This window comes from Streptomyces durmitorensis, from assembly GCF_023498005.1.
Taxonomy (GTDB): Bacteria; Actinomycetota; Actinomycetes; order Streptomycetales; family Streptomycetaceae; genus Streptomyces; species Streptomyces durmitorensis.
On the sequence record NZ_CP097289.1, the window covers coordinates 7,247,681 to 7,271,957 of the forward strand.

Annotated in this window: 22 protein-coding genes and 1 pseudogene; 14 read left to right on the plus strand and 9 right to left on the minus strand. The window is 69.6% G+C overall.

What is annotated here, in order from left to right; genetic code table 11:
* The first annotated feature begins 204 nt into the window (after window positions 1–204).
* The 3 genes from M4V62_RS32385 (at window position 205) to moaA (ending at window position 3,382) form a co-directional block, all read left to right on the plus strand.
* On the plus strand, window positions 205–573 hold the full coding sequence (locus M4V62_RS32385; protein ID WP_249590740.1) for a DUF485 domain-containing protein: 369 nt from the start codon (window positions 205–207) through the stop codon (window positions 571–573).
* Window positions 570–2,204: a solute symporter family protein gene (locus M4V62_RS32390; protein WP_249590741.1), complete on the plus strand. Its 1,635-nt coding sequence runs from the start codon at window positions 570–572 to the stop codon at window positions 2,202–2,204. Before M4V62_RS32385 ends, M4V62_RS32390 begins: the two co-directional genes overlap by 4 nt.
* Window positions 2,205–2,374: 170 nt before the next feature.
* Window positions 2,375–3,382, plus strand: coding sequence for a GTP 3',8-cyclase MoaA (moaA, locus tag M4V62_RS32395; protein WP_249590742.1), 1,008 nt, complete (start codon window positions 2,375–2,377; stop codon window positions 3,380–3,382).
* Here the strand turns inward: moaA and M4V62_RS32400 are convergent.
* Window positions 3,379–3,594 carry a hypothetical protein gene (locus M4V62_RS32400; RefSeq protein WP_249590743.1) on the minus strand — a complete coding sequence of 72 codons (216 nt, stop codon included), beginning with the start codon at window positions 3,592–3,594 and terminating at the stop codon, window positions 3,379–3,381. The genes moaA and M4V62_RS32400 overlap by 4 nt on opposite strands.
* A 189-nt stretch (window positions 3,595–3,783) precedes the next feature.
* On the minus strand, window positions 3,784–4,173 hold the full coding sequence (locus tag M4V62_RS32405) for a DUF3099 domain-containing protein (protein ID WP_249590744.1): 390 nt from the start codon (window positions 4,171–4,173) through the stop codon (window positions 3,784–3,786).
* 215 nt (window positions 4,174–4,388) lie between these two features.
* Between M4V62_RS32405 and M4V62_RS32410 the strand changes: the two genes are divergently transcribed.
* The gene (locus M4V62_RS32410; RefSeq protein ID WP_249590745.1) at window positions 4,389–4,664 is read left to right on the plus strand and encodes a GlsB/YeaQ/YmgE family stress response membrane protein; all 276 of its coding nucleotides are present in this window, start codon (window positions 4,389–4,391) and stop codon (window positions 4,662–4,664) included.
* Window positions 4,665–4,739: 75 nt separating this feature from the next.
* Here M4V62_RS32410 and tyrS read toward each other — a convergent pair whose 3' ends face one another.
* Together tyrS and M4V62_RS32420 are read right to left on the minus strand one after the other, a co-directional pair.
* Window positions 4,740–6,008: a tyrosine--tRNA ligase gene (tyrS, locus tag M4V62_RS32415; RefSeq protein ID WP_249590746.1), complete on the minus strand. Its 1,269-nt coding sequence runs from the start codon at window positions 6,006–6,008 to the stop codon at window positions 4,740–4,742.
* Window positions 6,009–6,083: 75 nt separating this feature from the next.
* Window positions 6,084–7,496, minus strand: coding sequence for a metallopeptidase TldD-related protein (locus tag M4V62_RS32420; protein ID WP_249590747.1), 1,413 nt, complete (start codon window positions 7,494–7,496; stop codon window positions 6,084–6,086).
* 606 nt (window positions 7,497–8,102) lie between these two features.
* Between M4V62_RS32420 and M4V62_RS32425 the strand changes: the two genes are divergently transcribed.
* Together M4V62_RS32425 and M4V62_RS32430 are read left to right on the plus strand one after the other, a co-directional pair.
* Complete coding sequence (locus M4V62_RS32425; protein WP_425575103.1) at window positions 8,103–8,837, plus strand: ANTAR domain-containing protein; 735 nt, start codon at window positions 8,103–8,105, stop codon at window positions 8,835–8,837.
* Between the two features lie 73 nt (window positions 8,838–8,910).
* Window positions 8,911–9,639, plus strand: coding sequence for an ANTAR domain-containing protein (locus tag M4V62_RS32430; RefSeq protein ID WP_249590749.1), 729 nt, complete (start codon window positions 8,911–8,913; stop codon window positions 9,637–9,639).
* A gap of 54 nt (window positions 9,640–9,693) precedes the next feature.
* Here M4V62_RS32430 and M4V62_RS32435 read toward each other — a convergent pair whose 3' ends face one another.
* Window positions 9,694–11,220, minus strand: a complete 1,527-nt coding sequence (locus M4V62_RS32435; protein ID WP_249590750.1) for a TldD/PmbA family protein — start codon at window positions 11,218–11,220, stop codon at window positions 9,694–9,696.
* 185 nt (window positions 11,221–11,405) lie between these two features.
* Between M4V62_RS32435 and fabG the strand changes: the two genes are divergently transcribed.
* The 3 genes from fabG (at window position 11,406) to M4V62_RS32450 (ending at window position 13,363) form a co-directional block, all read left to right on the plus strand.
* Complete coding sequence (gene fabG / locus M4V62_RS32440) at window positions 11,406–12,125, plus strand: 3-oxoacyl-[acyl-carrier-protein] reductase (protein WP_249590751.1); 720 nt, start codon at window positions 11,406–11,408, stop codon at window positions 12,123–12,125.
* A gap of 5 nt (window positions 12,126–12,130) precedes the next feature.
* Entirely contained in the window at window positions 12,131–12,892 is a 762-nt protein-coding gene (gene fabI, locus M4V62_RS32445) for an enoyl-ACP reductase FabI (RefSeq protein ID WP_249590752.1), read from the plus strand.
* A 135-nt stretch (window positions 12,893–13,027) separates the two neighbouring features.
* On the plus strand, window positions 13,028–13,363 hold the full coding sequence (locus M4V62_RS32450; RefSeq protein ID WP_249590753.1) for a hypothetical protein: 336 nt from the start codon (window positions 13,028–13,030) through the stop codon (window positions 13,361–13,363).
* On the opposite strand, the gene M4V62_RS32455 is transcribed toward M4V62_RS32450, so the two are convergent.
* Window positions 13,347–14,033, minus strand: a complete 687-nt coding sequence (locus tag M4V62_RS32455) for a FadR/GntR family transcriptional regulator (protein ID WP_249590754.1) — start codon at window positions 14,031–14,033, stop codon at window positions 13,347–13,349. The genes M4V62_RS32450 and M4V62_RS32455 overlap by 17 nt on opposite strands.
* A 136-nt stretch (window positions 14,034–14,169) precedes the next feature.
* On the opposite strand from M4V62_RS32455, the gene M4V62_RS32460 reads away from it, so the two are divergent.
* From M4V62_RS32460 to M4V62_RS32470, 4 genes are all read left to right on the plus strand, one after another.
* Window positions 14,170–15,474, plus strand: a complete 1,305-nt coding sequence (locus tag M4V62_RS32460; protein ID WP_249590755.1) for a CynX/NimT family MFS transporter — start codon at window positions 14,170–14,172, stop codon at window positions 15,472–15,474.
* A gap of 134 nt (window positions 15,475–15,608) precedes the next feature.
* Window positions 15,609–15,725 carry an SGM_5486 family transporter-associated protein gene (locus tag M4V62_RS43635; RefSeq protein WP_283779119.1) on the plus strand — a complete coding sequence of 39 codons (117 nt, stop codon included), beginning with the start codon at window positions 15,609–15,611 and terminating at the stop codon, window positions 15,723–15,725.
* Between the two features lie 168 nt (window positions 15,726–15,893).
* On the plus strand, window positions 15,894–16,118 hold the full coding sequence (locus M4V62_RS32465; RefSeq protein WP_249590756.1) for a hypothetical protein: 225 nt from the start codon (window positions 15,894–15,896) through the stop codon (window positions 16,116–16,118).
* Window positions 16,119–16,206: 88 nt separating this feature from the next.
* On the plus strand, window positions 16,207–16,725 hold the full coding sequence (locus tag M4V62_RS32470) for a SixA phosphatase family protein (protein ID WP_249590757.1): 519 nt from the start codon (window positions 16,207–16,209) through the stop codon (window positions 16,723–16,725).
* 88 nt (window positions 16,726–16,813) lie between these two features.
* Here the strand turns inward: M4V62_RS32470 and serB are convergent, their stop codons facing one another.
* Both serB and M4V62_RS32480 read right to left on the minus strand, forming a co-directional pair.
* Complete coding sequence (serB, locus tag M4V62_RS32475; protein WP_249590758.1) at window positions 16,814–18,028, minus strand: phosphoserine phosphatase SerB; 1,215 nt, start codon at window positions 18,026–18,028, stop codon at window positions 16,814–16,816.
* 705 nt (window positions 18,029–18,733) lie between these two features.
* Window positions 18,734–20,433 (minus strand): annotated as a pseudogene (locus M4V62_RS32480) (streptophobe family protein).
* Window positions 20,434–20,696: 263 nt separating this feature from the next.
* Here M4V62_RS32480 and M4V62_RS32485 point away from each other — a divergent pair.
* Window positions 20,697–23,315, plus strand: coding sequence for an ABC transporter ATP-binding protein/permease (locus tag M4V62_RS32485; protein ID WP_249590759.1), 2,619 nt, complete (start codon window positions 20,697–20,699; stop codon window positions 23,313–23,315).
* 118 nt (window positions 23,316–23,433) lie between these two features.
* Here the strand turns inward: M4V62_RS32485 and M4V62_RS32490 are convergent, their stop codons facing one another.
* Window positions 23,434–24,153: a transglycosylase SLT domain-containing protein gene (locus M4V62_RS32490; protein WP_249590760.1), complete on the minus strand. Its 720-nt coding sequence runs from the start codon at window positions 24,151–24,153 to the stop codon at window positions 23,434–23,436.
* Window positions 24,154–24,277 lie beyond the last annotated feature (124 nt).

Genomic DNA, 24,277 nt, shown 5'->3' on the forward strand with positions numbered 1-24,277 from the left:
GAAAGCAGTACGTCTCGCCGCGCCGGGCGTGCCGCCGTGACGTTGAACAAGTAACGGAAGCAACATCGACCCCTGTCGGATCACGTCCTGTGGCCTTAGCATCGCCATCCGTGGCTCACGTGATCCGCGTCACTGCCGGACCAGAGAGAGCCCATGGATCAGCTGTCCGTCCCCACCGCACCCGCACCACGAGGAGAAGACTCCGTGGCCCCCGATGCATCCCCACCGTCCAAGGACGGAGAAGCCCCCGCTCCCCATGCGCCGTCCACGGAAGAATTCCTCCAGGAGCAAGCGAGCCCCGAGTTCGGTGAACTCCGCAAGGCGCACCGCTCCTTCGCCTTCCCGCTGACCGTCGCCTTCATCGTCTGGTACCTGGCGTACGTGCTGCTCTCGAACTACGCGGGCGACTTCATGGGCACCAAGCTGTTCGGCAACATCAATGTCGCCCTGGTCCTCGGTCTCGCACAGTTCCTGACCACGTTCCTCATCGCCTGGTTCTACTCGCGCCACGCGGCTGCGAAGCTCGACCCCAAGGCCGAGGCCATCAAGTCCCGTATGGAGGGCGGCGCATGAGCCCCGCGCTGAACACCACAGTCCTGGCCGCGACGTCCGACGCCTCCGAGCACCGGGCGCTGATCATCAGCCTCTTCGCGGCCTTCGTCGTCGCGACCCTCTTCATCACCGTCTGGGCGGGGCGCCAGACCAAGAGCGCCGCCGACTTCTACGCGGGCGGCCGCCAGTTCACCGGCTTCCAGAACGGCCTGGCGATCTCCGGCGACTACATGTCCGCCGCGTCCTTCCTCGGCATCGCGGGCGCCATCGCGCTCTTCGGGTACGACGGCTTCCTCTACTCCATCGGCTTCCTGGTCGCCTGGCTGGTGGCGCTCCTCCTGGTCGCCGAGCCGCTGCGCAACTCAGGCCGCTACACGATGGGCGACGTCCTGGCCTATCGCATGCGCCAGCGTCCGGTGCGCACGGCCGCGGGCACCTCCACGATCGTCGTCTCGATCTTCTACCTGCTCGCGCAGATGGCGGGCGCCGGTGTCCTGGTCTCGCTGCTGCTCGGCATCACCAGCGACGCGGGCAAGATTCTGATCGTCGCCCTCGTCGGCGTCCTGATGATCGTCTACGTCACCATCGGCGGCATGAAGGGCACCACGTGGGTGCAGATGGTCAAGGCCGTGCTGCTCATCGCGGGCACCGTGCTGATCACCTTCCTGATCCTCCTGAAGTTCAACTTCAACGTCTCCGACCTGCTCGGCACCGCCGCCTCCAACAGCGGCAAGGGCTCGGCCTTCCTGGAGCCCGGTCTCAAGTACGGCGCGAGCGGCACCTCGAAGCTGGACTTCATCTCGCTCGGCATCGCCTTGGTGCTCGGCACGGCGGGACTGCCGCACATCCTGATCCGCTTCTACACGGTGCCGACCTCCAAGGCCGCGCGTAAGTCCGTGAACTGGGCGATCGGCATCATCGGCTCCTTCTACCTGATGACGATCGTCCTCGGCTTCGGCGCCGCCGCCCTGCTCAAGCCCGGCGACATCATCGCCTCGAACAAGGCGGGCAACACCGCGGCGCCGCTCGCCGCCCTGGAGATCGGCGGCGGTGGCGACTCCACCGGCGGCGCGCTCCTGCTCGCCGTGATCTCGGCGGTCGCCTTCGCCACGATCCTCGCGGTCGTCGCCGGTCTGACCCTCGCCTCGTCCTCGTCGTTCGCGCACGACATCTACGCCAACGTCATCAAGAAGGGCAAGGCCACCGAGAAGGAGGAGATGAAGGCCGCTCGCTGGTCGACCGTCTTCATCGGCATCGTCTCCATCGCGCTCGGCGCCCTGGCCCGTGACCTCAACGTGGCGGGCCTGGTCGCCCTCGCCTTCGCCGTCGCGGCCTCCGCGAACCTGCCGACGATCCTCTACAGCCTCTTCTGGAAGCGGTTCACCACGCAGGGCGCGCTCTGGTCCATCTACGGCGGACTCGTGGCCGCGGTCGGCCTGGTGCTGTTCTCGCCGGTCGTCTCGGGCAAGCCCACCTCGATGTTCCCCGACGCGAACTTCGACTTCTTCCCGCTGGAGAACCCGGGCCTGATCTCCATCCCGCTGGGCTTCCTGCTCGGCTGGCTCGGCACGGTGCTGTCGAAGGAGGAGCCCGACAAGGGCAAGTACGCGGAGCTGGAGGTACGGTCCCTCACGGGTACCGGAGCCCACTGATCCCCTCTGAATGTGCAGGTCAGCGGCCGCGTCGTAGATCGTTGGTAGATCTCTACGACGCGGCCGCACCGCTCCTCGTGGGATCGGGCCCCCGTCGATGTCAGTCCCGTCACGTAGGCTCGTGGTATCTGAACCGGACAGGCTGAATCAGGATCAGGGAGGGGGCCCACGTGCTCATCGACACTTATGGCCGAGTGGCCACCGATCTGCGGGTTTCGCTGACCGACAAGTGCAACCTGCGGTGCACGTACTGCATGCCTGAGGAAGGCCTGCAGTGGCTGTCCAAGTCCGAGTTGCTCAGCGACGACGAGATCGTGCGTCTCGTCCGGATCGCCGTGACGCAGCTCGGCATCACCGAGGTCCGCTTCACCGGCGGCGAGCCGCTCCTGCGCCCCGGTCTGGTGGGCATCGTCGAGCGCTGCGCCCAGCTGGAGCCGCGCCCCAAGATGTCCCTGACGACGAACGGCATCGGTCTCAAGCGCACCGCCGCCGCCCTCAAGGCCGCGGGCCTCGACCGGGTCAACGTCTCCCTGGACACGCTGCGCCCCGACGTCTTCAAGACCCTCACCCGCCGTGACCGCCACAAGGACGTCCTGGACGGTCTCGAGGCGGCCCGTGACGCGGGCCTGACCCCGGTCAAGGTGAACACGGTCCTGATGCCGGGCCTGAACGACGACGAGGCCCCGGACCTCCTCGCCTGGGCCGTCGAGAACGACTACGAACTGCGTTTCATCGAGCAGATGCCCCTGGACGCCCAGCACGGCTGGAAGCGCGACGGAATGATCACTGCCGGTGACATCCTGAAGTCTTTGCGTACGCGCTTCGAGCTCACCGAAGAGGGCTCCGGCGAGCGCGGCTCCGCGCCGGCCGAGCGCTGGGTCGTGGACGGCGGGCCGCATCGCGTCGGCGTCATCGCCTCCGTCACCCGCCCGTTCTGCTCGGCCTGCGACCGCACCCGGCTCACGGCCGACGGCCAGGTCCGCACCTGCCTGTTCGCCACCGAGGAGACCGACCTGCGGGCGGCTCTGCGGGCCAATGGGGAGGGCAGCGAGGCCGGTTCGGACGAGGAGATCGCGCGCATATGGAAGCTCGCGATGTGGGGCAAGAAGGCGGGCTCGGGCCTCGACGACCCGACGTTCCTGCAGCCCGAGCGCCCGATGTCGGCGATCGGCGGCTAGCCCTCCGGGGCTTCCCAGTCGGCCAGCGGCACGGTGTCCTTCAACATGCCGCGCACACCGAGGAATTGGGAGAGGTGCTCGCGGTGTTCCTCACATGCGAGCCACGTCTTGCGGCGCTCCGGAGTGTGGATCTTCGGGTTGTTCCACGCGAGCACCCACACGGCGTCGGCGCGGCAGCCCTTGGCGGAACAGATCGGTGTTTCGTCACTCACAGATAACGTCCAAGTGCGTTCAAAACAAGGCGACGCCGAGCAGCCACGGGGGGAGCTGCCCGGCGTCGGTCTGTCGCTCCGACGGGGGATGCGGAGCGCGTACGAAGTATGTCATGGGGGACCCGCTGCCTGGCACCGGAACTACATGATTGATCTGAGCTTTTCTTGAGCTTGGCGCAACGTCGACGGTCAGTTCTGGTGGCCCGACGGAGCGTTGGGCTCGCCCCGCGCGGGGCCCGTGCCGGCTTCCGGGACGGGTTCCGCGGACTCGTCGCGCGCGACGGGCGGCGCGAGCATCGGCCGGGACGGCGCCGGTACGAAGGTCGACGGCAGTGAAGGAGTGTTCTCCCTGCCGGCGTTGGCGATCACCACGGAGACGTACGGCAGGAGGATGCCGAGCACCAGTGCGACGAAAGCAACGTGCCGCTCGACGTTCCACAGCACCGCCGCGGCAATGACCGAAAGCGTACGGATCGACATCGAGATCACGTACCGTCGCTGCCGGCCGCGCACGTCGTCCTCGAGTCCCTGCCGGGCCCCTGTGATCCGGAAGACCTGGGCGCCGCTCTGCTTCCGCATCACATTCCACCGCCTGCTCACAAGAAGCCGGGCACTCCCCGGCCCGGACCCGCTCCACGTTACGCCGGGGCTGCGCAGCCTTCGAGACCGGGGCAGGTTGCTTCTCGGTGTCCTGACTGCGTCATGCCACGTATGGGGGTGCCCGACATGCGCCGTATGGAGGATCGGCCGACACTGACCGTAATGCTCATGTTGAGCCGGATGAGGAGGCAGCTATGAGCTGGTTGTGGGCCATCGTCGTCGGATTCGTGCTGGGGCTTATCGCCAAGGCGATCCTGCCCGGAAAGCAGCACAGTCCGCTCTGGCTGACCACGATCTTCGGCATCATCGGTGCGATCATCGGCAACTCGCTTGCCTCTGGATTCGGCATCGATGACACCAAGGGCATCGACTGGGGCCGGCACGCCCTCCAGCTGGTGGCGGCCCTCGTCGTCGTGGGCGTCGGAGACATGGCGTACAAGATGATCAAGGGCAACAAACAGCAGGCCTGACCTGCGAGTACGCGGCATGCGAGAGGGGCCGGTCCGGGTGGGCCGGCCCCTCTGACGCGTCTGCGGGAACGCGGGTCAGCCCGCGGTGACCTCGACCGCCGCCAGGTTCTTCTTGCCCCGGCGGAGCACCAGCCAGCGGCCGTGCAGGAGCTCGTCGCGGGACGGTACGGCGTCCTCGGAGGCGACCTTCGCGTTGTTCACGTAGGCACCGCCCTCCTTGACCGTGCGCCGGGCCGCGGACTTGCTGGCCACCAGGCCGACCTCCGCGAGGAGGTCCACCACCGGGCCGAGCTCGGCGACCTGGACGCGCGGCAGCTCGGAGAGGGCCGCGCTCAGCGTCGCCTCGTCGAGGTCGCCGAGCTCCCCCTGGCCGAACAGCGCCTTGGACGCGGCGATGACCGCGGCGCACTGGTCGGCGCCGTGCACCAGCGTCGTCAGCTCCTCGGCGAGCGCGCGCTGGGCCGCACGGGCCTGCGGACGCTCCTCGGTGAGCTTCTCGAGCTCTTCGAGCTCCTCGCGGGACTTGAAGCTGAGGATGCGCGAGTACGTCGAGACGTCCCGGTCGTCCACGTTCAGCCAGAACTGGTAGAAGGCGTACGGCGTGGTCATCTCCGGGTCGAGCCAGACGGCGCCGCTCTCGGACTTGCCGAACTTGGTGCCGTCCGCCTTGACCATCAGCGGCGTGCCGACGGCGTGCACCGTGGCGTCCGGCTCCAGGCGGTGGATCAGGTCGATGCCCGCCGTGAGGTTGCCCCACTGGTCGCTGCCGCCGGACTGCAGCGTGCAGCCGTAGCGCCGGTAGAGCTCCAGGAAGTCCATGCCCTGCAGCAGCTGGTAGCTGAACTCCGTGTACGAGATGCCCTCCTGGGACTCCAGGCGCCGGGCCACGGAGTCCTTGGTCAGCATCTTGTTCACGCGGAAGTGCTTGCCGATGTCCCGCAGGAACTCGATCGCGGACATCCCCGCGGTCCAGTCCAGGTTGTTGACCATCAGCGCGGCGTTCTCGCCCTCGAAGGACAGGAACGGCTCGATCTGCGAGCGAAGCCGGGCCACCCAGTTCGCGATCGTCTCCGGGTCGTTCAGGGTGCGCTCGGCCGTCGGCCGCGGGTCACCGATCTGGCCCGTGGCGCCGCCGACCAGCGCGAGCGGGCGGTGCCCGGCCTGCTGGAGGCGGCGGACCGTGAGGACCTGCACCAGGTGTCCGACGTGCAGGCTGGCCGCGGTGGGGTCGAAGCCGCAATAGAACGTGACGGGGCCGTCCGCGAGCGCCTTGCGCAGTGCATCTTCGTCCGTGGACAGGGCGAAAAGCCCGCGCCACTTCAGCTCGTCGACGATGTCCGTCACGGTCTTGTGTCTCCTTGAAAGGCTTCTGGGAAAAGCTCTGGCCGGTACCGGTTGGTACCGGCCAGTCTATGGGCGTCACACGCCTTGGCTGACCGAGCTCATGTTGAAGTCGGGGATGCGCAGGGCGGGCATCGCGGCCCTGGTGAACCAGTCGCCCCACTCCCGGGGCAGCGTCTTCTCCGTGCGCCCGGCCTCGGCGGCCCGCGAGAGCAGGTCGACGGGCGACTCGTTGAAGCGGAAGTTGTTCACCTCGCCCACGACCTCGCCGTTCTCGACGAGGTAGACGCCGTCCCGGGTGAGTCCGGTGAGCAGCAGGGTGGCCGGGTCGACCTCGCGGATGTACCAGAGGCAGGTCAGGAGCAGCCCTCTCTCCGTGCTCGCCGCCATCTCGTCGAGGGAGCGGTCCGTGCCGCCGTCCAGGACGAGGTTGTCGATGGCCGGGGCCACCGGCAGGCCGGTCAAGGCCGCGCTGTGCCGGGTGCTGGTCAGGTGCGAGAGCTCGCCGGCGCGCATCCACTCGGTGGCGGTCAGCGGCAGCCCGTTGTCGAAGACGGACGAGTCGCCGCCGGAGGCGTGCGCGAGGACGAACGGGGCGGACTCCAGGCCCGGCTCGTCCGGGTCGCTGCGCAGCGTCAGGGGCAGCTCGGCGAGCCGGTCGCCGACGCGGGTGCCGCCGCCGGGCCTGGAGAACACCGTCCGGCCCTCGGCCGCGTCCCGGGCCGACGCCGACCACAGCTGGTAGATCAGCAGGTCCGCGACGGCCGTCGGCGGCAGGATCGTCTCGTACCGCCCGGCCGGCAGATCGATGCGCCGCTGTGCCCACCCCAGGCGCTTGGCGAGCTCGGCGTCGAGCGCCCCCGGGTCGACGTCCTCGAAGTCCCGGGTGGCACGCCCCGCCCACGCCGACTTCGTGCGGTCCGGGGACTTGGCGTTCAGCTCAAGGGTGCCGTTCGGCTGGTCGTGCCGCAGGCGCAGCCCCGTCGACGTACCGAGGTAGCTCGACACGAGCTCGTGGTTCGCGAAGCCGTACAGCTCACGCCCGCCCGCGCGCGCCGTGGCGAAAGCCTCGCCGAGCGCCGGGGCGAAGTCCGCGAAGACCGCGGACGACGTCTCGGCGGGGGAGTCCCTGAAGCCCGCGGACTCCTCGGCCCCGGCCACCAGCGGCTGCGCGTCCTCGGCGGGAGCCGCCCCGCGCGCGGCGTGCTCGGCGGCGCGGACCAGGGGCTCCAGCTCGGCGGCGGTCACGGCCGAGCGCGAGACGACGCCGGATGCGGTGCCTTCCTTGCCGTCGACGGTCGCGACGACGGTGAGGGTGCGGCCGCGGGTGACGCCGTTCGTGGTCAGGGCGTTGCCCGCCCAGCGCAGGTTCGCGGTCGAGTGCTCGTCGGCGATGACGACGCAGCCGTCGGCGGTGGACAGTTCCAGTGCGCGCTCGACGATCTCGTGCGGCTTGTTCGTCCGGTTCGTCCGGTTCGTACGAGAGGTCATCGCCCTGCCTCCTGCGTCGTGTTGAGACTGTCAGAGACTACCCACCGGGCGTCGCGCGCGAGGGATGGAGCCCGCCCCGATGGGAACCCGCGGAGCGGGAGCGTAGCGACGGCCGCCGCCAGTGGGTGTGGCGGCGGCCGTCGGGGCGCGAGAAGCCAGGCTCCCCCTCGGCTTCTCGCGCGGGTGCCCTCCAACCGCGCGGCGGGTCGCGGAAGTTGCGCCGCGGCGGGCCGGAGGACGGAGGCTGGGGCTGCTGAAGTCGGCGACGCGGCCCCAACGGGTATCGGACGCGCATGGGCGTCAGCCTCAGGGACCGGGAGACCAGACATGGTCAAGGCGGTCGCGCCGCCGGAATCGCAGCGCTGACCTCGTTGCCTTCTGCACCAACGTAGCCCGGCTTGTGACGTGATCGGTAGATGGCGTGGAGCCTCTGCGTACCTTCCGGAGAGGAGCCTTCCGGAGAGGAGACCGCCGCCATCTGGCGACGGAGCCCGTCCCCACGCGCTCTGGTGCTGACGTGAGCGCAGGACGAGACTGGGACGCAGCGGACAACCGCCCGTGGGAAGGTGTCCCTGTATCACTGGAGGTGAGCGGGGCGTGGCTGATATGGCTCGTGATGACCAGCTGGCTGCCGCGTTCGTCGAACTCGCCGACACCTTGGTGCAGAACTTCGATGTGATCGCCTTCCTGCATACGCTCGCCGATCATTGCGTGGCCTTGCTGGACGTGGCGGCGGCAGGGGTGATGCTGGCGACTCCCAGCGGGCAGCTGGTGGATGCGGCGGCCTCGGACGAGCGCACCCGGTTGCTGGAACTGGCGAGCATCGAGTGGGACGAGGGCCCCTGCCGGGACTGCTATCGGACCAAGACGCAGGTTCCGGATGTTCGGCTCGGTACGGATGAGGCCCTCGCGCGATGGCCGCGCTTCGCGCCGCGCGCCCTGGAAGCAGGCTTCACCTCCGTCGTCGCCGCTCCGTTGCGACTGCACGACCAGGTGATCGGGGCCCTGAATCTCCTCCGCGACCACCCGGGCCCACTGGATGGATCTCAGGTGCGACTGGGGCAGGCCCTGGCCGACACCGCAACCATCGGTGTCCTGCAACAGCGGGCGGTGAGTGAACAGATGATCGTGAGTGCCCAGTTGCAGGCGGCGCTCGACAGCCGCGTGACCATCGAACAGGCCAAGGGCTACCTGGCGCATCGGCGCGGCACCGGTGTCGAAGAAGCGTTCCATGCCATGCGTGGCTACGCACGCAGCCATCAGATGCGACTCACGGACGTCGCGATTCAGGTACTGCGAGGCAAGGCCGACGCAGCGCTGCTCAAGCGACACGGTCGGTGAAGCGGCTTCCCATCGACACCCCTTGGTGCATCCGCTGCCCGCTGCCCCGCACACGGCATCGAAGGGAGCGACGGTGACCCATCCCGTGATGGCGGACTACCTTCGTGCTCTCAGCTCTCACACCGGGCAAGGCGTGGCATCGCTGCCGCTCGAAGCGTGCGCCGACATGCTGGGACTGGACGGCCTGGCGCTGCTCCTGAATCCGGTCGGCGGACCCGCCGAGCTGGTGCAGTCCTACGGTGAGCGCACCGGCGCGCTGGAGGATCTGCAACAGGTTCAGGGCCAGGGGCCCAGCCTGGACGCCGCACGGTTCGGAACCCTGCTGCTGCTGCCCGACGTGGCCGACGACCTCGCGTTCGGCGGTCGCCGCTGGCCCGGCCTGCCCGGCTCCATCGAAGCGTTGAACGTCCGCGCGGTGTTCTCCTTCCCTCTGCGCATCGGGGTCATCGCGCTCGGCGCCCTCACGGGCCACCGCACCGGACCCGGTCCCATGAGCACCGATCAGCTCACCAACGCTTTCGGCCTGGCCGACATCGTCTCCCAGATCACGATCGCCACGGCCGCCCAGACCGAGCTGTCGCAGAACGTCCCGCTCCTTGACGAGCCCGGTCTCCACTTCGCGGAAGTGCACCAGGCCACCGGCATGGTCGCCGCGCAGCTGGAGATCGGCGTCGACCAAGCACTCATCCGGCTGCGTGGCCATGCCTTCAGCCACGACCTGCCCCTGCTGGAGGTCGCGCGCGAGGTACTGGCCCTGCGTCTTTGCCTGGACGGCAACGGCACTCCCGGCCGCCCCGCGTAGCCCCGAGGCTTCCGGCTGGACCGCTGTCCTTGAGCGGCCACCTCGGACCCTGGGTCAGGGGCGCCCGGACTCGGCCGACGCGTTCAGGATGTTCACACCCCGAAACAGTGCGGACGGGCATCCGTGGGACACAGCGGCAACCTGTCCTGGTTGAGCCTTTCCGCAGTTGAAAGCCCCTCCCAGTACGTACGTCTGGGGTCCGCCGACCTTCTCCATGGAGCCCCAGAACTCAGGGGTGATTCCCTGATAGGCAACATCCCGGAGCTGCCCTGCAAGGCGGCCGTTCCGGATGAGGTATGCCCTCTGCTGTGTGAACTGGAAGTTGTACCTCTGCATGTCGATCGACCAGGACCGGTCGCCCACCACATAGATGCCGCGGTCCACGCCCCCGATCAGGTCCTCCGTGGAGAGCCCGCCGGGGTCCGGCTGGAGCGACACGTTCGCCATCCGCTGCACCGGCACGTGCCCGGGGGAGTCCGCGTACGCGCAGCCGTTGGAGCGCTCGAAGCCGGTGAGCCTCGCGATCCGCCGGTCCAGCTGGTAGCCGACGAGGGTGCCGTCCTTCACCAGGTCCCAGGACTGCGCGGCCACGCCCTCGTCGTCGTACCCGATGGTCGACAGGCCGTGCTCGGCCGTCCTGTCGCCCGTCACATTCATGATCGACGAGCCGTACGCGAGCTTGCCGAGCTGGTCGAAGGTGGCGAACGACGTCCCCGCGTACGCCGCTTCGTAACCGAGCGCGCGGTCGAGCTCGGTGGCGTGGCCGATGGACTCGTGGATGGTCAGCCAGAGGTTCGAGGGGTCGACGACCAGGTCGTACGAACCGGCCTGCACGCTCGGCGCCCGCATCTTCTCGGCGAGGTGCTCGGGGATACGGGCCAGCTCGGCGTCCCAGTCCCAGCCGGTGCCGGTGAGGTACTCCCAGCCGCGCCCGACCGGCGGCGCGATCGTCCGCATCGAGTCGAACTCACCGCTCGTCTCGTCGACCGCGACCGCGGTGAGCTGCGGGTGGAGCCGGACCCGCTGCTGCGTGGTCACCGTCCCCGCCGTGTCCGCGTAGAACTTGTTCTCGTGCACGGTCAGCAGTGAGGCGTCGACGTGCGAGACGCCGTCGGCGGCCAGGAGACGGGAGCTCCACTCGGCGAGCAGCCCGCTCTTCTCCTCGTCCGGCACGGAGAAGGGGTCGATCTCGTACGAGGAGATCCACGTCTTGTCCGCGTGCACGGGCTCATCGGCGAGCTCGACCCGCTCCTTCGACCCCGCCGCCTTGATGACCTTGGCCGAGAGCTTCGCCATCGCCACGGCCTGGGACGCGACCTTCGCCGCCGCGTCCATCGTCAGATCCACGCCCGATGCGAACCCCCAGGTCCCGCCGTGCACGACACGGACCGCGTAGCCGAGGTCCGTGGTGTCCGACGTACCGGACGGCTTGGCGTCCCGCAGCCGCCAGGACGCGCTGCGCACGCGCTCGAAGCGGAAGTCCGCGTGGTCGGCGCCCAGGGCACGCGCGCGGGCCAGCGCGGCGTCGGCGAGAGCCCTGAGCGGCAGCGCCGTGAAGGCTTCATCGATGGAATGAGGCACGGATGTCTCCCTGCTGTCGGCACCGGTCGGTCAGATCATGTCGCGCGTGAGGGCCCGGCGGCCAGAGTTTTCTGTAGGGACCCGACAGCGAGTCCGGTAAGCCACTGTCGGTCGCCGATTCTCCGTATGGAGCACCGTACCGATAGGTTTTCGAGGTACCAGACCGCTATCGAAAGGGTGATCCGTTGAGCCGCTCGGTTCTCGTCACCGGAGGAAACCGGGGCATCGGCCTCGCCATCGCCCACGTCTTCGCCGACGCCGGCGACAAGGTCGCGATCACCTACCGCTCGGGTGAACCGCCCCAGGCCCTCACCGACCTCGGAGTCCTCGCCGTCAAGTGCGACATCACCGACACCGAGCAGGTGGAGCAGGCCTACAAGGAGATCGAGGAGAAGCACGGTCCGGTGGAGGTCCTGGTGGCAAACGCCGGGATCACCAAGGACCAGCTCCTCATGCGGATGTCCGAGGAGGACTTCACGTCCGTCCTCGACACCAACCTCACCGGCACCTTCCGTGTCGTGAAGCGCGCCAACCGCGGCATGCTGCGCGCCAAGAAGGGCCGCGTCGTGCTGATCTCCTCCGTCGTCGGCCTGATGGGCGGCCCGGGGCAGGCGAACTACGCCGCCTCCAAGGCGGGCCTGGTCGGCTTCGCGCGCTCGCTCGCCCGGGAACTCGGGTCGCGCAATCTCACCTTCAACGTCGTGGCGCCCGGTTTCGTCGACACCGACATGACCAAGGCGCTCACCGACGACCAGCGGTCGAACATCATGGCGCAGGTGCCGCTCGGCCGTTACGCGCAGCCCGAGGAGATCGCTGCCGCGGTGAAGTTCCTCGCCTCGGACGACGCCTCGTACATCACTGGAGCCGTCATCCCGGTTGACGGCGGATTGGGCATGGGTCACTGATCACCATGAGCGGAATTCTCGACGGCAAGAAGATTTTGATCACGGGCGTTCTGATGGAGTCCTCCATCGCGTTCCACGCGGCCAAGGTCGCGCAGGAGCAGGGCGCCGAGATCATCCTCACCGCCTTCCCGCGCCCCACGCTCACCGAGCGCATCGCCAGGAAGCTGCCCAAGCCCGCCAAGGTCATCGAGCTCGACGTGACCAACCAGGAGCACCTGGACCGGCTCGCGGGCCTGGTCAAGGACGAGCTCGGCGGCCTCGACGGCATCGTGCACTCCATCGGCTTCGCTCCGCAGGGTGCCTTCAACTTCCTCGAGGCGACCTTCGAGGACGTCGCGACGGCGATGCACGTCTCGGCGTTCTCCCTGAAGTCGCTCACCATGGCCTGCCGCCCGCTGATGCCGAACGGCGGCTCCGTCGTGGGGCTGACCTTCGACGCGCAGTTCGCCTGGCCGAAGTACGACTGGATGGGCCCGGCCAAGGCCGCCCTCGAGGCCACCTCGCGCTACCTCGCCCGCGACCTGGGCAAGGAGAACATCCGCTGCAACATGATCTCCGCGGGCCCGATCGGCTCCATGGCGGCCAAGTCCATCCCGGGCTTCGCCGACCTTGCCGACGTGTGGAACACCCGTTCCCCGCTGGACTGGGACATGGCCGACCCGGAGCCCGCGGGCCGCGGCATCGTCGCGCTGCTCTCGGACTTCTTCCCGAAGACCACGGGCGAGATCATCCACGTCGACGGCGGCGTGCACATGATGGGTGCCTGAGCAGGCATTACGTACGTTTCTGACGCCCCGTCCCCGCGATGAGCGGGCGGCGGGGCGTCACCCGTTCGGTCCACCGGCCAGGCGGGGCCGGGGCACAGGCGCGCACCCTGAGGTGTGCGCCCGTCACCTCCTGCGGTGCTCGCCGCTCTCACCCTGCTGATCGCCCTGCCGTACGGCGCCGCGTCGCATGCCGTCGGAGAGGCGAAGCCTCCACGCACGCGCGTGGAGGCCGTCGAACCGCGGCCGTTCGGCTCGGAGTGCCGCACCGCCGTCGAGGGGTCGGAAGCGGTCGTTTACTGCCACAACCCGTACCCCGAGACCGACCGGGTCCGGCTGCACGTGGAGTGCGAGCAGTGGTGGGACATCGACAGCGACGGAGTCTTTGTGGAGGCCGGGCCCGCCGAGACCGTGCGGCTCGCCGGACGGTGCTGGAAGGAGATCCGGTCGGTGTGGGTCAGCCACCAGAAGTGAACAGCTCCGGGCGGCACATGAACGGGTAGGCGGCGGCTTCCTTGGCGGCCGCCTCCGCGTCGTTCTCGCGGATCGCGTCGACGAGCCGGGCGTGGTCCATGTGGCTCTCGGGGGTCAGTTTCTCGCCGACGTCCTCGCGCAGCCAGTCGCGCATGACCTCGCCGAGGTCCGCGTACATCGCCGTCATCACGTCGTTGTGGGACGCGGCCACGACGGCCAGGTGGAAGGTCGCGTCGGCCGCCACGAAGGCCTCGGCGTCACCGGTGGCCCAGGCCTCCTCGCGGCGCTCCAGCAGGGCGTCGAGCTGCTTGAGGTCGCGCTCGGTGCGCCGCTGCGCGGCCAGCTTCGCCGCGCTCGACTCCAGGGCGCTGCGCAGCTCCGCGATGTGCCGCGGATCCGCGTCGGCGAACCTGCGCTGCATCACGCCGGCCAGTTCGCTCTCCGCGACGACATACGTGCCGGAGCCCTGGCGGATGTCGAGGAGGCCGTTGTGCGCGAGGGCGCGGACCGCCTCCCGGACGGTGTTGCGCGCCACGCCCAGCTGCTCGACCAGCTCGGGCTCGGTGGGAATGCGGGAGCCGACCGGCCACTCTCCCGAGGAGATCTGGTTACGCAGCTCGGCGATGACCTGTTCGGAGAGCGCCGAGCGGTGAGGGGTGGTCAGCGGCATGACGTTCCTTCGTGCGCGATGTGACGGAGACAGAGGCAACAGTGCCAGCGGTGTGACGAGAACTGAGCGAGCACTGTGACGAGAACAGAGACTATAGATTGGACAGCCAATCATCCCATGATTCTATGATGGCCCCATGGCTAGTGAGGAAACCTCGACGATGACACCGGCACAGACGACACCGATACGTACCGCCGCGGCGGACGGGGCAGCGGAGAAACAGCCCCCCACGCGCGCGTGGACGACGCGTCTGGTCATGGTCGGCATCGTCCTCGCCGCCCTCAACCTCCGCCCGGCCATCACCAGCCTCGGCTCCCTCCTCGAAGAGGTGCGCGACGGGCTCGGCATGAGCGGCACGCTCGCCGGTCTTCTCACCTCCGTCCCGCCGCTGTGCTTCGCGCTCTTCGGGGTCATGGCGCCGCGGCTCGCCCGCCGGTTCGGCCCCAGCGCCGTGGTCTGCGCGGGCATGGTCGCGATCGCCACGGGCCTGGTGATCCGCCCCTTCCTGGGCGGCACCGCGGGCTTCCTCGCCGCGAGCGCGCTCGCCCTCATGGGCATCGCGGTCAGCAACGTCCTGATGCCGGTGATCGTCAAGCGCTGGTTCCCGGACCGGGTCGGCTCGATGACCGGTCTCTACTCGATGGCGCTCGCGCTCGGCACGTCGATGGCGGCCGCCATCACGGTGCCCATGACCGACGCCATGGGCGGCAGTTGGCAGTCCGGGCTCGCGGTGTGGGCGGCGCTCGCCGTCGTCGCCGTCGTGCCGTGGGTGCCGCTCGTGCGGGACAAGAGCGCGGCGTCCGCGGCCCCGGAGCACGTCAGCTCCGAGGTGCGCAAGGAAGACGCCGGGCTGCGCATCACGCGCAGCCGTACGGCATGGGCGCTGGCCTGCTTCTTCGGGCTCCAGGCCACCGCCGCGTACATCACCATGGGCTGGATGCCGCAGATCTTCCGTGACGCGGGAGTCCCGGCGGGGGAGGCCGGTGTGCTGCTCGCCGTCACCATGGCGATGGGTGTGCCGCTGGCCTTCGTCATCCCGCGGGTCGCCACACGGCTGCCGAACCAGGGCCCCGTGGTGGTCGTGCTCGGCGCCTGCGGCCTCGCCGGATACGCGGGCCTTTACCTCGCCCCTGAGGGCGGCGCCTGGGCGTGGGCCCTGCTGCTCGGCGTCTCCAACTGCGCCTTCCCGCTGGCCCTGACCATGGTCGGCATGCGGGCCAAGAGCAGTGTGGGTGTCGCCAAGCTCTCGGCCTTCGCGCAGAGCACGGGCTACCTGATCTCGATCCCGGGGCCGCTCCTGGTGGGCGTGCTCTATCAGCACAGTGGCGGCTGGGGGCTGCCGATCGCGCTCATGGCGGGGCTGATGGTGCCGCAGATCGTGGTGGGCATCCTGGCGGGCCGCAACCGCACCGTCGAGGACGAGGTCGCCGCGGCTGCCTGACGTAGGCGCCGGCCGCTCCCGCAACCCGGGGGCGGCCGTTCCGCGGCCTGGGGGCGGCCGTTCCGCAGCCTGAGGGGAGCCGTTCGCGTGACCCCGGCGGCGACCCCTCGGACAAAGGGTGCGAGACTCACCCCATGCCAGTGCTCGACCCGAACCCCCAGAACGGCCAGAAGAAGCTGCTCATCGTGCTCGGCACGATGCTGGCCATCACCGTGATCATCGGCGTCATCGCCTCCATCGCCTCGCCGTGAACTGCCCCCGGCCGGGCGGATGGTGGGGCTAGCACCACCATCCCCTAGGGGGCCAGTGTCAGGGTCAAGTGGGTGGATCACCGGATGTGCTGAGGGTCGCCGGATCCGTACCTTCGAGATGTGGCCGCGAGGACGCGGCACGGAGGACTCGAAGACCACGGAGGCGGCATGTCGGCCCGTTCGCACATCCTTCGCGACCCGGGAGCCCCCAAGGACTCTGCGAGCGTCGAGATCCAGCTTCCGTGGTGGGCGATCGCCCTTCCCGCCATCGCCTTCGCGGCCCTGCTCCTGCTGATACTGAACCCTGCCGACGCACACGCGGCGAGCGGCGAGCCGGTCGTCACGCACGTGCTCGAGCGCATCCAGGAGACGGTGTTCCGTACGGCCCCGTGACCTGCCCCGGGTGGACGCCGTCACCCGTGCCGGGGGAGCACGCCAACTCCTTGCGCCTGCTGGCGCCTTTCATGCGAAGCTGGGACGCATGAGCGTCGCAGAACCCCGCAGGATTGTCCTTTTCCGGCATGCGAAGGCCGACTGGCCGCAGGTGTCCGACCACGAGCGCCCGCTCGCGGAGCGCGGCCGCAAGGATGCCCCCGTCGCCGGGCGCAAGCTGGCCGACAGCGGCATCCCCTTCGACCTGGCCCTGTGTTCGACCGCCGCCAGGACCCGCGAGACATGGAAGCTCGCCGTCCATGAGCTGCCGCACAGGCCCAAGACCGTCTACGAGGAGCGGCTGTACGAGGCCTCTCCGGGCGAGCTGATCGCCGTGCTCAACGAAACCCAGGACGACGTGCAGAACGTCGTACTGATCGGCCACAACCCCGGAGTGCAGGGGCTCGCCGACATCCTCGCGGGCGACGCCGAGGGCGACGCCCGTACTCGGATGGACCGCCGCGGCTTCCCGACCTCGGCCTTCGCCGTCCTGACGTACTCCGGATCGTGGAAGGCCCTTGAGCCGGGAGTCGGCACGCTCGCCGACTACTGGGCGCCGTCCGAGTAGCCCCGATGCGCGTACGCCGATGGGCCCCGGAACCGCAGCGGTTCCGGGGCCCATCGGCGTACGGCGTGATGGGGGAGTGGGTCCGACGTCAGTCGGTGTGCGTGTCCGCCGCCTCGACCTCTTCGCGGGTGACGCCGAGGAGGTAGAGGACGGTGTCGAGGAAGGGGACGTTCACCGCGGTGTGCGCGGCCTCGCGGACGACGGGCTTGGCGTTGAAGGCGACACCGAGACCGGCCGCGTTCAGCATGTCGAGGTCGTTGGCGCCGTCGCCGATCGCGACGGTCTGCTCCAGCGGGACCCCGGCCTCATCGGCGAAGCGGCGAAGGAGGCGGGCCTTGCCCGCGCGGTCCACGATCTCGCCGGTCACCTTGCCGGTGAGCTTGCCGTCGACGATCTCCAGGGTGTTGGCCTGCGCGAAGTCGAGGCCGAGACGTTCCTTCAGATCATCGGTGACCTGAGTGAATCCGCCCGACACGACGCCCACTTGGTAGCCGAGGCGCTTGAGGGTGCGGATGAGGGTGCGGGCGCCGGGGGTGAGGCGGACCTCGGAACGGACCTTGTCGACGACCGAGGCGTCGAGCCCGGCGAGCAGCTGCACGCGGGCGTGCAGCGACTGCTCGAAGTCCAGCTCTCCGGCCATCGCGGCGGCGGTCACCTCGGCGACCTTGTCCTCGCAGCCGGCGTGCGCCGCGAAGAGTTCGATCACCTCGTCCTGGATCAGGGTCGAGTCGACGTCCATCACGATGAGCCGCTGGGCGCGTCGGTGCAGGCCCGCGGCGACGACGGCGACGTCCACGCCGAGCCTCGCGGCCTCCAGGGCGAGAGCGGTGCGCAGCGGCTCGGTCTCCGTGCCGGAGACGGCGAACTCGACTGCGGTGACCGGGTACTTGGCGAGGCGGAAGATGCGGTCGATGTTGCCGCCGGTATCGGTGATGCGGGCGGCGATCGCGGCCGTCGACTCGGCGGTCAGGGGGTGGCCGAGCACGGTGACGTGGGAACGGCCGAGGCCGCGGGGGCGGTTGTCACCGATGCCCGAGATGATCTCGGCCTGCATCCTCAGGGAATCGGCCCAGCTGTGCACGGTGGACCGCAGGTCGCCCTCCAGGCCGGCCGGCGGCGCGGTCACGAGCGCGCACAGCACTATGCGGCCACGGGTGACGACCTGCTCGATGTCGACCACGTCGACGGAGTAGGCGGCGAGGGTGTCGAAGAGGCCTGCGGTGATTCCGGGGCGGTCCTTGCCGAAGATCTTGACGAGGAGCGTGGGGACGTCGGCGGGCTGCGGGGGCTGCGAAGCGCTCATGGTGATCCCACCGTATCCGGCGGCGCGGCTCGGCCGCCGGGGTGGTCCGCGTGCCGGACACGGCGTGGGCTGGGCCGCGTCTTCACCCGCCGACAGGCGGGGCACCTTCGACCGCCGCGGCCCTCTCCCGCTGGCCTGCGTGTTTGTCCCGCGACGGTTCTTCTCCCACCCGCCCGCCCGATTACCCTGCGGTGGTCTTTCGCCCACCCGCCCGTTTGCCCTGCGGTGGCCTTCTCCCGCTGGCCTGCGTGTTTGTCCTGCGACGGTTCTTTTCCCACCCGCCCGCCCGATTACCCTGCGGTGGTCTTTCGCCCGCCCGCCTGCTTGCCCTGCGGTGGCCTTCTCCCGCTGGCCTGCGTGTTTGTCTTGCGACGGTTCTTTTCCCACCCGCCCGCCCGATTTCCCCGCAGCGGTCCCCCCGCCCGCCTACCCGTTGCCCTGCGGTGGTTCCTCTCCCACCCACCCGCCGTCTGGCCCGCAGCGGTTCTTCTCCGCCCGCCCATCCGTTTGCCCCCGGCGGACTTTCCCCCGCCCGCCCACCCTTTACCCAGCGACGCCCACCCCCCTATCCACCGCGGGGTGCTCGGGTGGGTGGGCGGGAAAGGATCCGCCGCGAAGCGGCGGCACAGGCACACCCCGCCCCCGGAGGGGGCGGCGGCGCGGCGGCACAGGCACACCCCACCCTCCCCGGAGGGGAACGCGAAGTCACCGCCCCCTGCCGCCCGGAGGCGGTGGCGGTGGCGGAGGAGGCGGTGGCGGCGGCCAGTCGCCGTTGCCCGAGGAGCGAGGGGGGCGCGGCTTCGGCCGCGAGGGCGGGGGCGGAGCAACCGGCCCCACCACCGTCGGCGCCCCGGAGACGTCCCGCGGCGGCCGGAGGTACGGGTTGGTGTCGGGGTTCGCGGGCCGGTACGGATCGCCGGGGCTGTACGGCCCCGGAACGGGAGCCCGCGACCCACCCGCCGTCCCACCGGCAGGCGGCGCCACCCCATGCGCCCCCTCGCCAAGGGCAAGCGGCGCAACCCGGCCCCCGCGGCCCCACTCGCCACCGCGAGCAACGCCCCCACCGCCCCCGCACCGGCACCCCACGCCGCACCAAGCAGGAACGCCATCCCCAGCTGACCGTGCAGCTCGATCCCCGCCCCGAACGCGTCGAAGCCGAGCACCGAGAGCGAGGCGTCCGCGGACACCCCCGTCAGCCACACCATCAACGGCAGCGCGAGCGCGGTCACCGCACCGAGCATCACCGCGCACTGCCCCGCGAACTTCAGGGCCCCCGTCCGGCCACGTAAGTAGGGAGTGCGGACAGCGGTGAGCACCCCGGCGAACAGGATCATCAGCGCCGCCGCGACGCCGAGGAGCCAGACCCGGCTGTCGAGTTCCGCGAGCCGCCCCAGCGTCACCGCCTCGTTCCCCGAGCCGCCCGCCCCCGTCAGGAGGTCGTCCAGCGGATCCGGGAGCAGCTTCGCCAGCTCCCCCGTCGCCTCGCCGTCCCACGGCACGAAGAGCCCGATCGGCACCCCGAGCCACACCCCGTTCGGCGCCCCGAGCAGCGCGGCCCCCGCGATGCGCTGGGGATGGGCGTCGCCGATCATCGCGTACAGCGCCGCCGCGAGCCCGGCGAGCACCGCCACGAGCGCCACCGCGACGAGACCGGAGGCGGCGGGCCGCACCACGCGGTGCACGGCGTCCCACCCCCGCGGCAGCGGCGTACGGCGTGAGGCGAGCAGCGCGATCAGCAGGACGCCGATGACCCACACCGCGCCCCCGAGCAGCGTCGGACCCGTGTCCACGGTGAAGCCGACCGCCGCCTTCGCCTGTGCGAGGTCGCCGAGCCGGTCGGGCAGCAGGCCGCCGACGTCACCGAGCCCGTCGGGGAGTTTGTCCGTGATGTCGTCCGGGAGCTGGTCGATCCCCTCGCCGATGCCCTTGTCGATCCCCAGCTGGTCGCCGTCGATCGTGATGATGTCGTGACCCGCCCATGCCAACCCGCCGAGCATCGCCACAAAGAGGACGATCACCGCGCCCGCGCGCGCGGCCAGTTCGGCGGGTGTGATCACAACTCCCGCCGCGCGCAAGGAACGTAGGAAGAAATACGCCAGCAGTACCGCCCCCGCGAGCCCGACGCCCAGCGGCGCGATGTCGATGGCGGTGGTCGCCTCGGCCCCTTCGAGCCCGAACGCCGAGACGTCACCGGACGGGGTGACCGAGCCGCCCACGCCGAGCGCCACCACAGCCGCCGTCATCGGCCCCAGTGACCCCACCGCGTCCGCGCCGAGCAGATGCAGGCCGAGCGCGGCCGTACCGGCCATGCCGACAAGAGCCCAGCTCACGGCGGCGATCGCGGAGAGCAGCACATCGCCCCACCGCACGCCCCGGCCTTCGGCCTGTTTCCCGCCGGTCTCCATGAGGACCCCCCGACTTCCGCCGCGTCGCCCTATTCATGCGAGATGTGCGCAATGCGCATGATCCGTATGCACTCGTGGGCGGTTACTACTCTCCGGGGCGGTTTCTGCCCCGTCAACGGGGCGGTCGCGGAGGCCCGTACGCAGTCTTCACAAGGCCCGACTTTCGGTCAGAGGCCTCCGCCTGAAATAGTTCCTCCCGATGTTCGACATCCCTAGACTCCCCATATGGGGGCTAGCTCGGGGGACAACTCAGTGGGGCTGGAGTGCCGGAACTCGTACTGGAATTGAATGGAAGGACCTGGACGCTCGATCCGTCCAGGTCATACACCCTCGGACGTGATCCGCAGGGAGATCTCGCGCTTGACGACGCCAGGGTGTCCTGGCGTCACGCCACGATCAGCTGGAGCGGCCGCAGTTGGGTCATCGAGGACCACGGCAGCACCAACGGCACCTTTGTGCAGGGCCAGCGGATCCACCAGATGGAAATCGGCCCCGGCTCGGCCGTGAACCTTGGCAACGCGACCGACGGTCCGCGGCTGAATGTGTCCGGCAGCGCGGCGGGCGCCGCCGCCGTGTCCGCGCCGCAGCAGGCCGCTCAGCAGGCACCGGCCCAGCAGGCGCCGCAACACCAGGCACCGCAGCACCACGCGCAGCAGCAGGGCGGACCCGGCTGGGCCGCCAAGGCATCCCAGCAGCAGGCGCCGCAGTACCCGGCGCAGCAGCAGATGCCCCAGCAGCAGGGCTGGCAGCAGCAGCCCCAGCAGCAAGCTCATCACCAGCAGCCTCAGCAGCCTCAGCAGCCTCAGGTCCCGCAGCAGCAGGGCCCCGGTGCGGGTTCCGGCGGTGTCGCGGGGGCCCCGCCGGTCTACGGAGACCGCAGCCCGACGACGTTCCACCAGCTCTCGCTCGGCCGCAAGATGCGCATCGGCCGTGCCCTGGAGAACGAACTGGTCGTCTCCGACCTCCAGGTCTCGCGGCACCACGCCGAGTTCACGGCCACCCCGGACGGCCGCTTCGAGATCCACGATCTCGGCTCGCACAACGGCACGTACATCAACGGTCAGCCGGTCGCGAAGTCGGGCACGGCCCTCATCGGCCCGAACGACATCGTCAGCGTCGGCCACTCGACGTTCCGGCTCGTCGGCGACCGGCTCGAGGAGTTCGTCGACACCGGTGAGATCTCCTTCTCCGCCCGCCACCTCACGGTGACGGTCGACGGCGGCAAGGACATCCTCAAGGACGTCTCCTTCGGCGTCCCGGAGAAGTCGCTCATCGCGGTCATCGGCCCCTCGGGCTCCGGAAAGTCCACCCTGCTCAAGGCGCTCACCGGCTACCGGCCCGCCAACAAGGGTGACGTCCTCTACGACAACCGGAACCTCTACAAGCAGTTCGCCGAGCTGCGCCAGCGCATCGGTCTGGTCCCGCAGGACGACATCCTGCACAAGGAACTGACCGTCAAGAAGGCCCTCAAATACGCCGCCAAGCTGCGCTTCCCCTCGGACACCAGCGAGCAGGAGCGCGAGCAGCGCATCGACGAGGTCCTGCGCGAGCTCAAGCTGGACATCCACAAGGAGAAGAAGGTCACCTCCCTCTCCGGTGGCCAGCGCAAGCGTGTGTCGGTGGCCCTCGAGCTGCTCACCAAGCCGTCGCTGATCTTCCTGGACGAGCCGACCTCCGGCCTCGACCCGGGCATGGACCGCGACGTCATGCAGCTCCTGCGCGGCCTCGCCGACGACGGCCGTACGGTCCTGGTCGTCACGCACTCGGTCGCCGAGCTGGCGATCTGCGACAAGCTCCTGGTGATGGCGCCGGGCGGCTCGGTCGCGTACTTCGGTCCGCCGGAGGAAGCGCTCAACTTCTTCGGCTACCAGACGTGGGCGGATGTCTTCTCGGCGTTCGAGAACTACCGCGACTACGACTGGGCGGGCCGCTGGAAGGGCTCGCAGCACTACCAGATGTACGCCGCCGACATCGACGCCGTGGCCGCGCAGTCGGTCCACATGCCGCCGCCGCAGTCGATCAGGCCGCCCAAGCCGCAGGGCTGGGGCTCGCAGCTGTGGACCCTGATCCGCCGCTACACCTCGGTGATCGCCTCGGACAAGGGCTTCCTTGGCCTGATGGTGATCCTGCCCGCGGTCCTCGGCATCGTCAGCGTCGTCATCCCGGCCGACTTCGGGCTCGGCCCGCCCAAGCCGCCGTCGAAGTTCAACGGCGACGCGGGCACGATCATGCTGATCCTCGCGGTCGGCATGTGCTTCTCGGGCGCGGCCAACTCCGTACGTGAGCTGATCAAGGAACGGGTCATCTACGAACGGGAGCGGGCCACCGGCCTTTCCCGCTCGGCGTACCTGATGTCCAAGGTCATCGTCCTCGGCGTGATCACGGCCTTCCAGGGCGTCATCATCTGCGGCATCGGCTTCGCGACCCGCGACATGCCGGAAGAGGGCCTGATCATGCCCCCGGCCGTCGAGATCTGCCTGGTCATCATCGCCCTGGGCTTCACCTCGATGATGTTCGGCCTTGTCATCTCCTCGCTGGTGAAGACCTCCGAGAAGACCATGCCGCTCCTGGTGATGTTCGCGATCGTCCAGGTCGTCTTCACCGGTGTGCTCTTCCAGGTCTACGGCTCGCCCGGCCTTGAGCAGTTCGCCTGGCTGATGCCCTCGCGCTGGGCCATCGCCGGCGCCGGCGCCACGCTGGACCTGGCGCACCTCATGCCGCCGTGGGACCCGAAGAAGCCGGGCGACCTCGACCCGCTGTGGGAGCACTCGGCAGGACAGTGGGGCATGAACATCACGATCCTGCTCGCGATCGGCGTCATCTGCGGCTTCGCGGTCGCGCGACTGCTGCGCCGCCACGAGCCGGAGGTCATGCGCAAGTAGTCATGTCCGCCCATGGACACGGGCAGGGCAGACGAGAAGGGCGGCACCCCCTGTGGGGTGCCGCCCTTCGGCGTCTGAGGAGCCTCGGCGAAGAGGTCCGTTGATCAGGAGATCAGGCTCAGTAGGCGCCGTTCACGTTGTCCATCGAGCCGTACCTGTCGGCCGCGTAGTTGGCCGCGGCCGTGATGTTGGCGACCGGGTCGTAGATGTTCGTGGACGTGCCCTCGACGTGGTACGCGTTGAACGTGGGCTGGATGACCTGGAGCAGGCCGACCGACGGGGTGCCGTTGATGGCGTTGATGTCCCAGCCGTTCTTGGCGTTCGGGTCGCCCGCGGACTCACGGATGATGTTGCGGTGCAGGCCCTCGTAGGAGCCGGGGATGCCCTTGGCCTTCATGATGTCCAGGGACTGGCGGATCCAGCCGTCGAGGTTGTTGGCGTAGACCGGCTTGCGCGCGGCGGCACGGCTCGCGGCTTCCTTGGCCTTGCGCTCGTCCTCGGCCTTCTTCTTGGCCGCGGCCTCCTCGTCGGCCCGCTTCTTCGCGGCGGCGTCGGCCTCGGCCTTCGCCTTCGCGGCGGCTGCGTCCTTGGCCTGCTTGTCGGCGGTGTTCTGCTGCTTGATGACACCGGCGTGGACGGCCTGCTGGGCGTCGACGTTCTGCTTGAAGGCCACCGGGGCGGCTTCGAGGCTCTGCGTCTGCGTTCCCGCATCGGCGCTGCCCGGCACGAGGGAGAACGCGAGGGCGGCGGCGCCGAGCGTGGCGACACCGGCGATCGTGAACTTCTGGGTCTTGGTCGGCGCGGGGCGACTATGACCAGGGGTGCTGTGCTGGGACATGGCTGATGGACCTCTTCGAATCGCGGAGGTCGCTCTGGCCGGTGGGGGACATTTGCTTCTCCGGCACAAACGCCGCGGTGCGAGACCGCGGCGCCGAGCGACGGGAGCAATTCTTAGCGGGCGC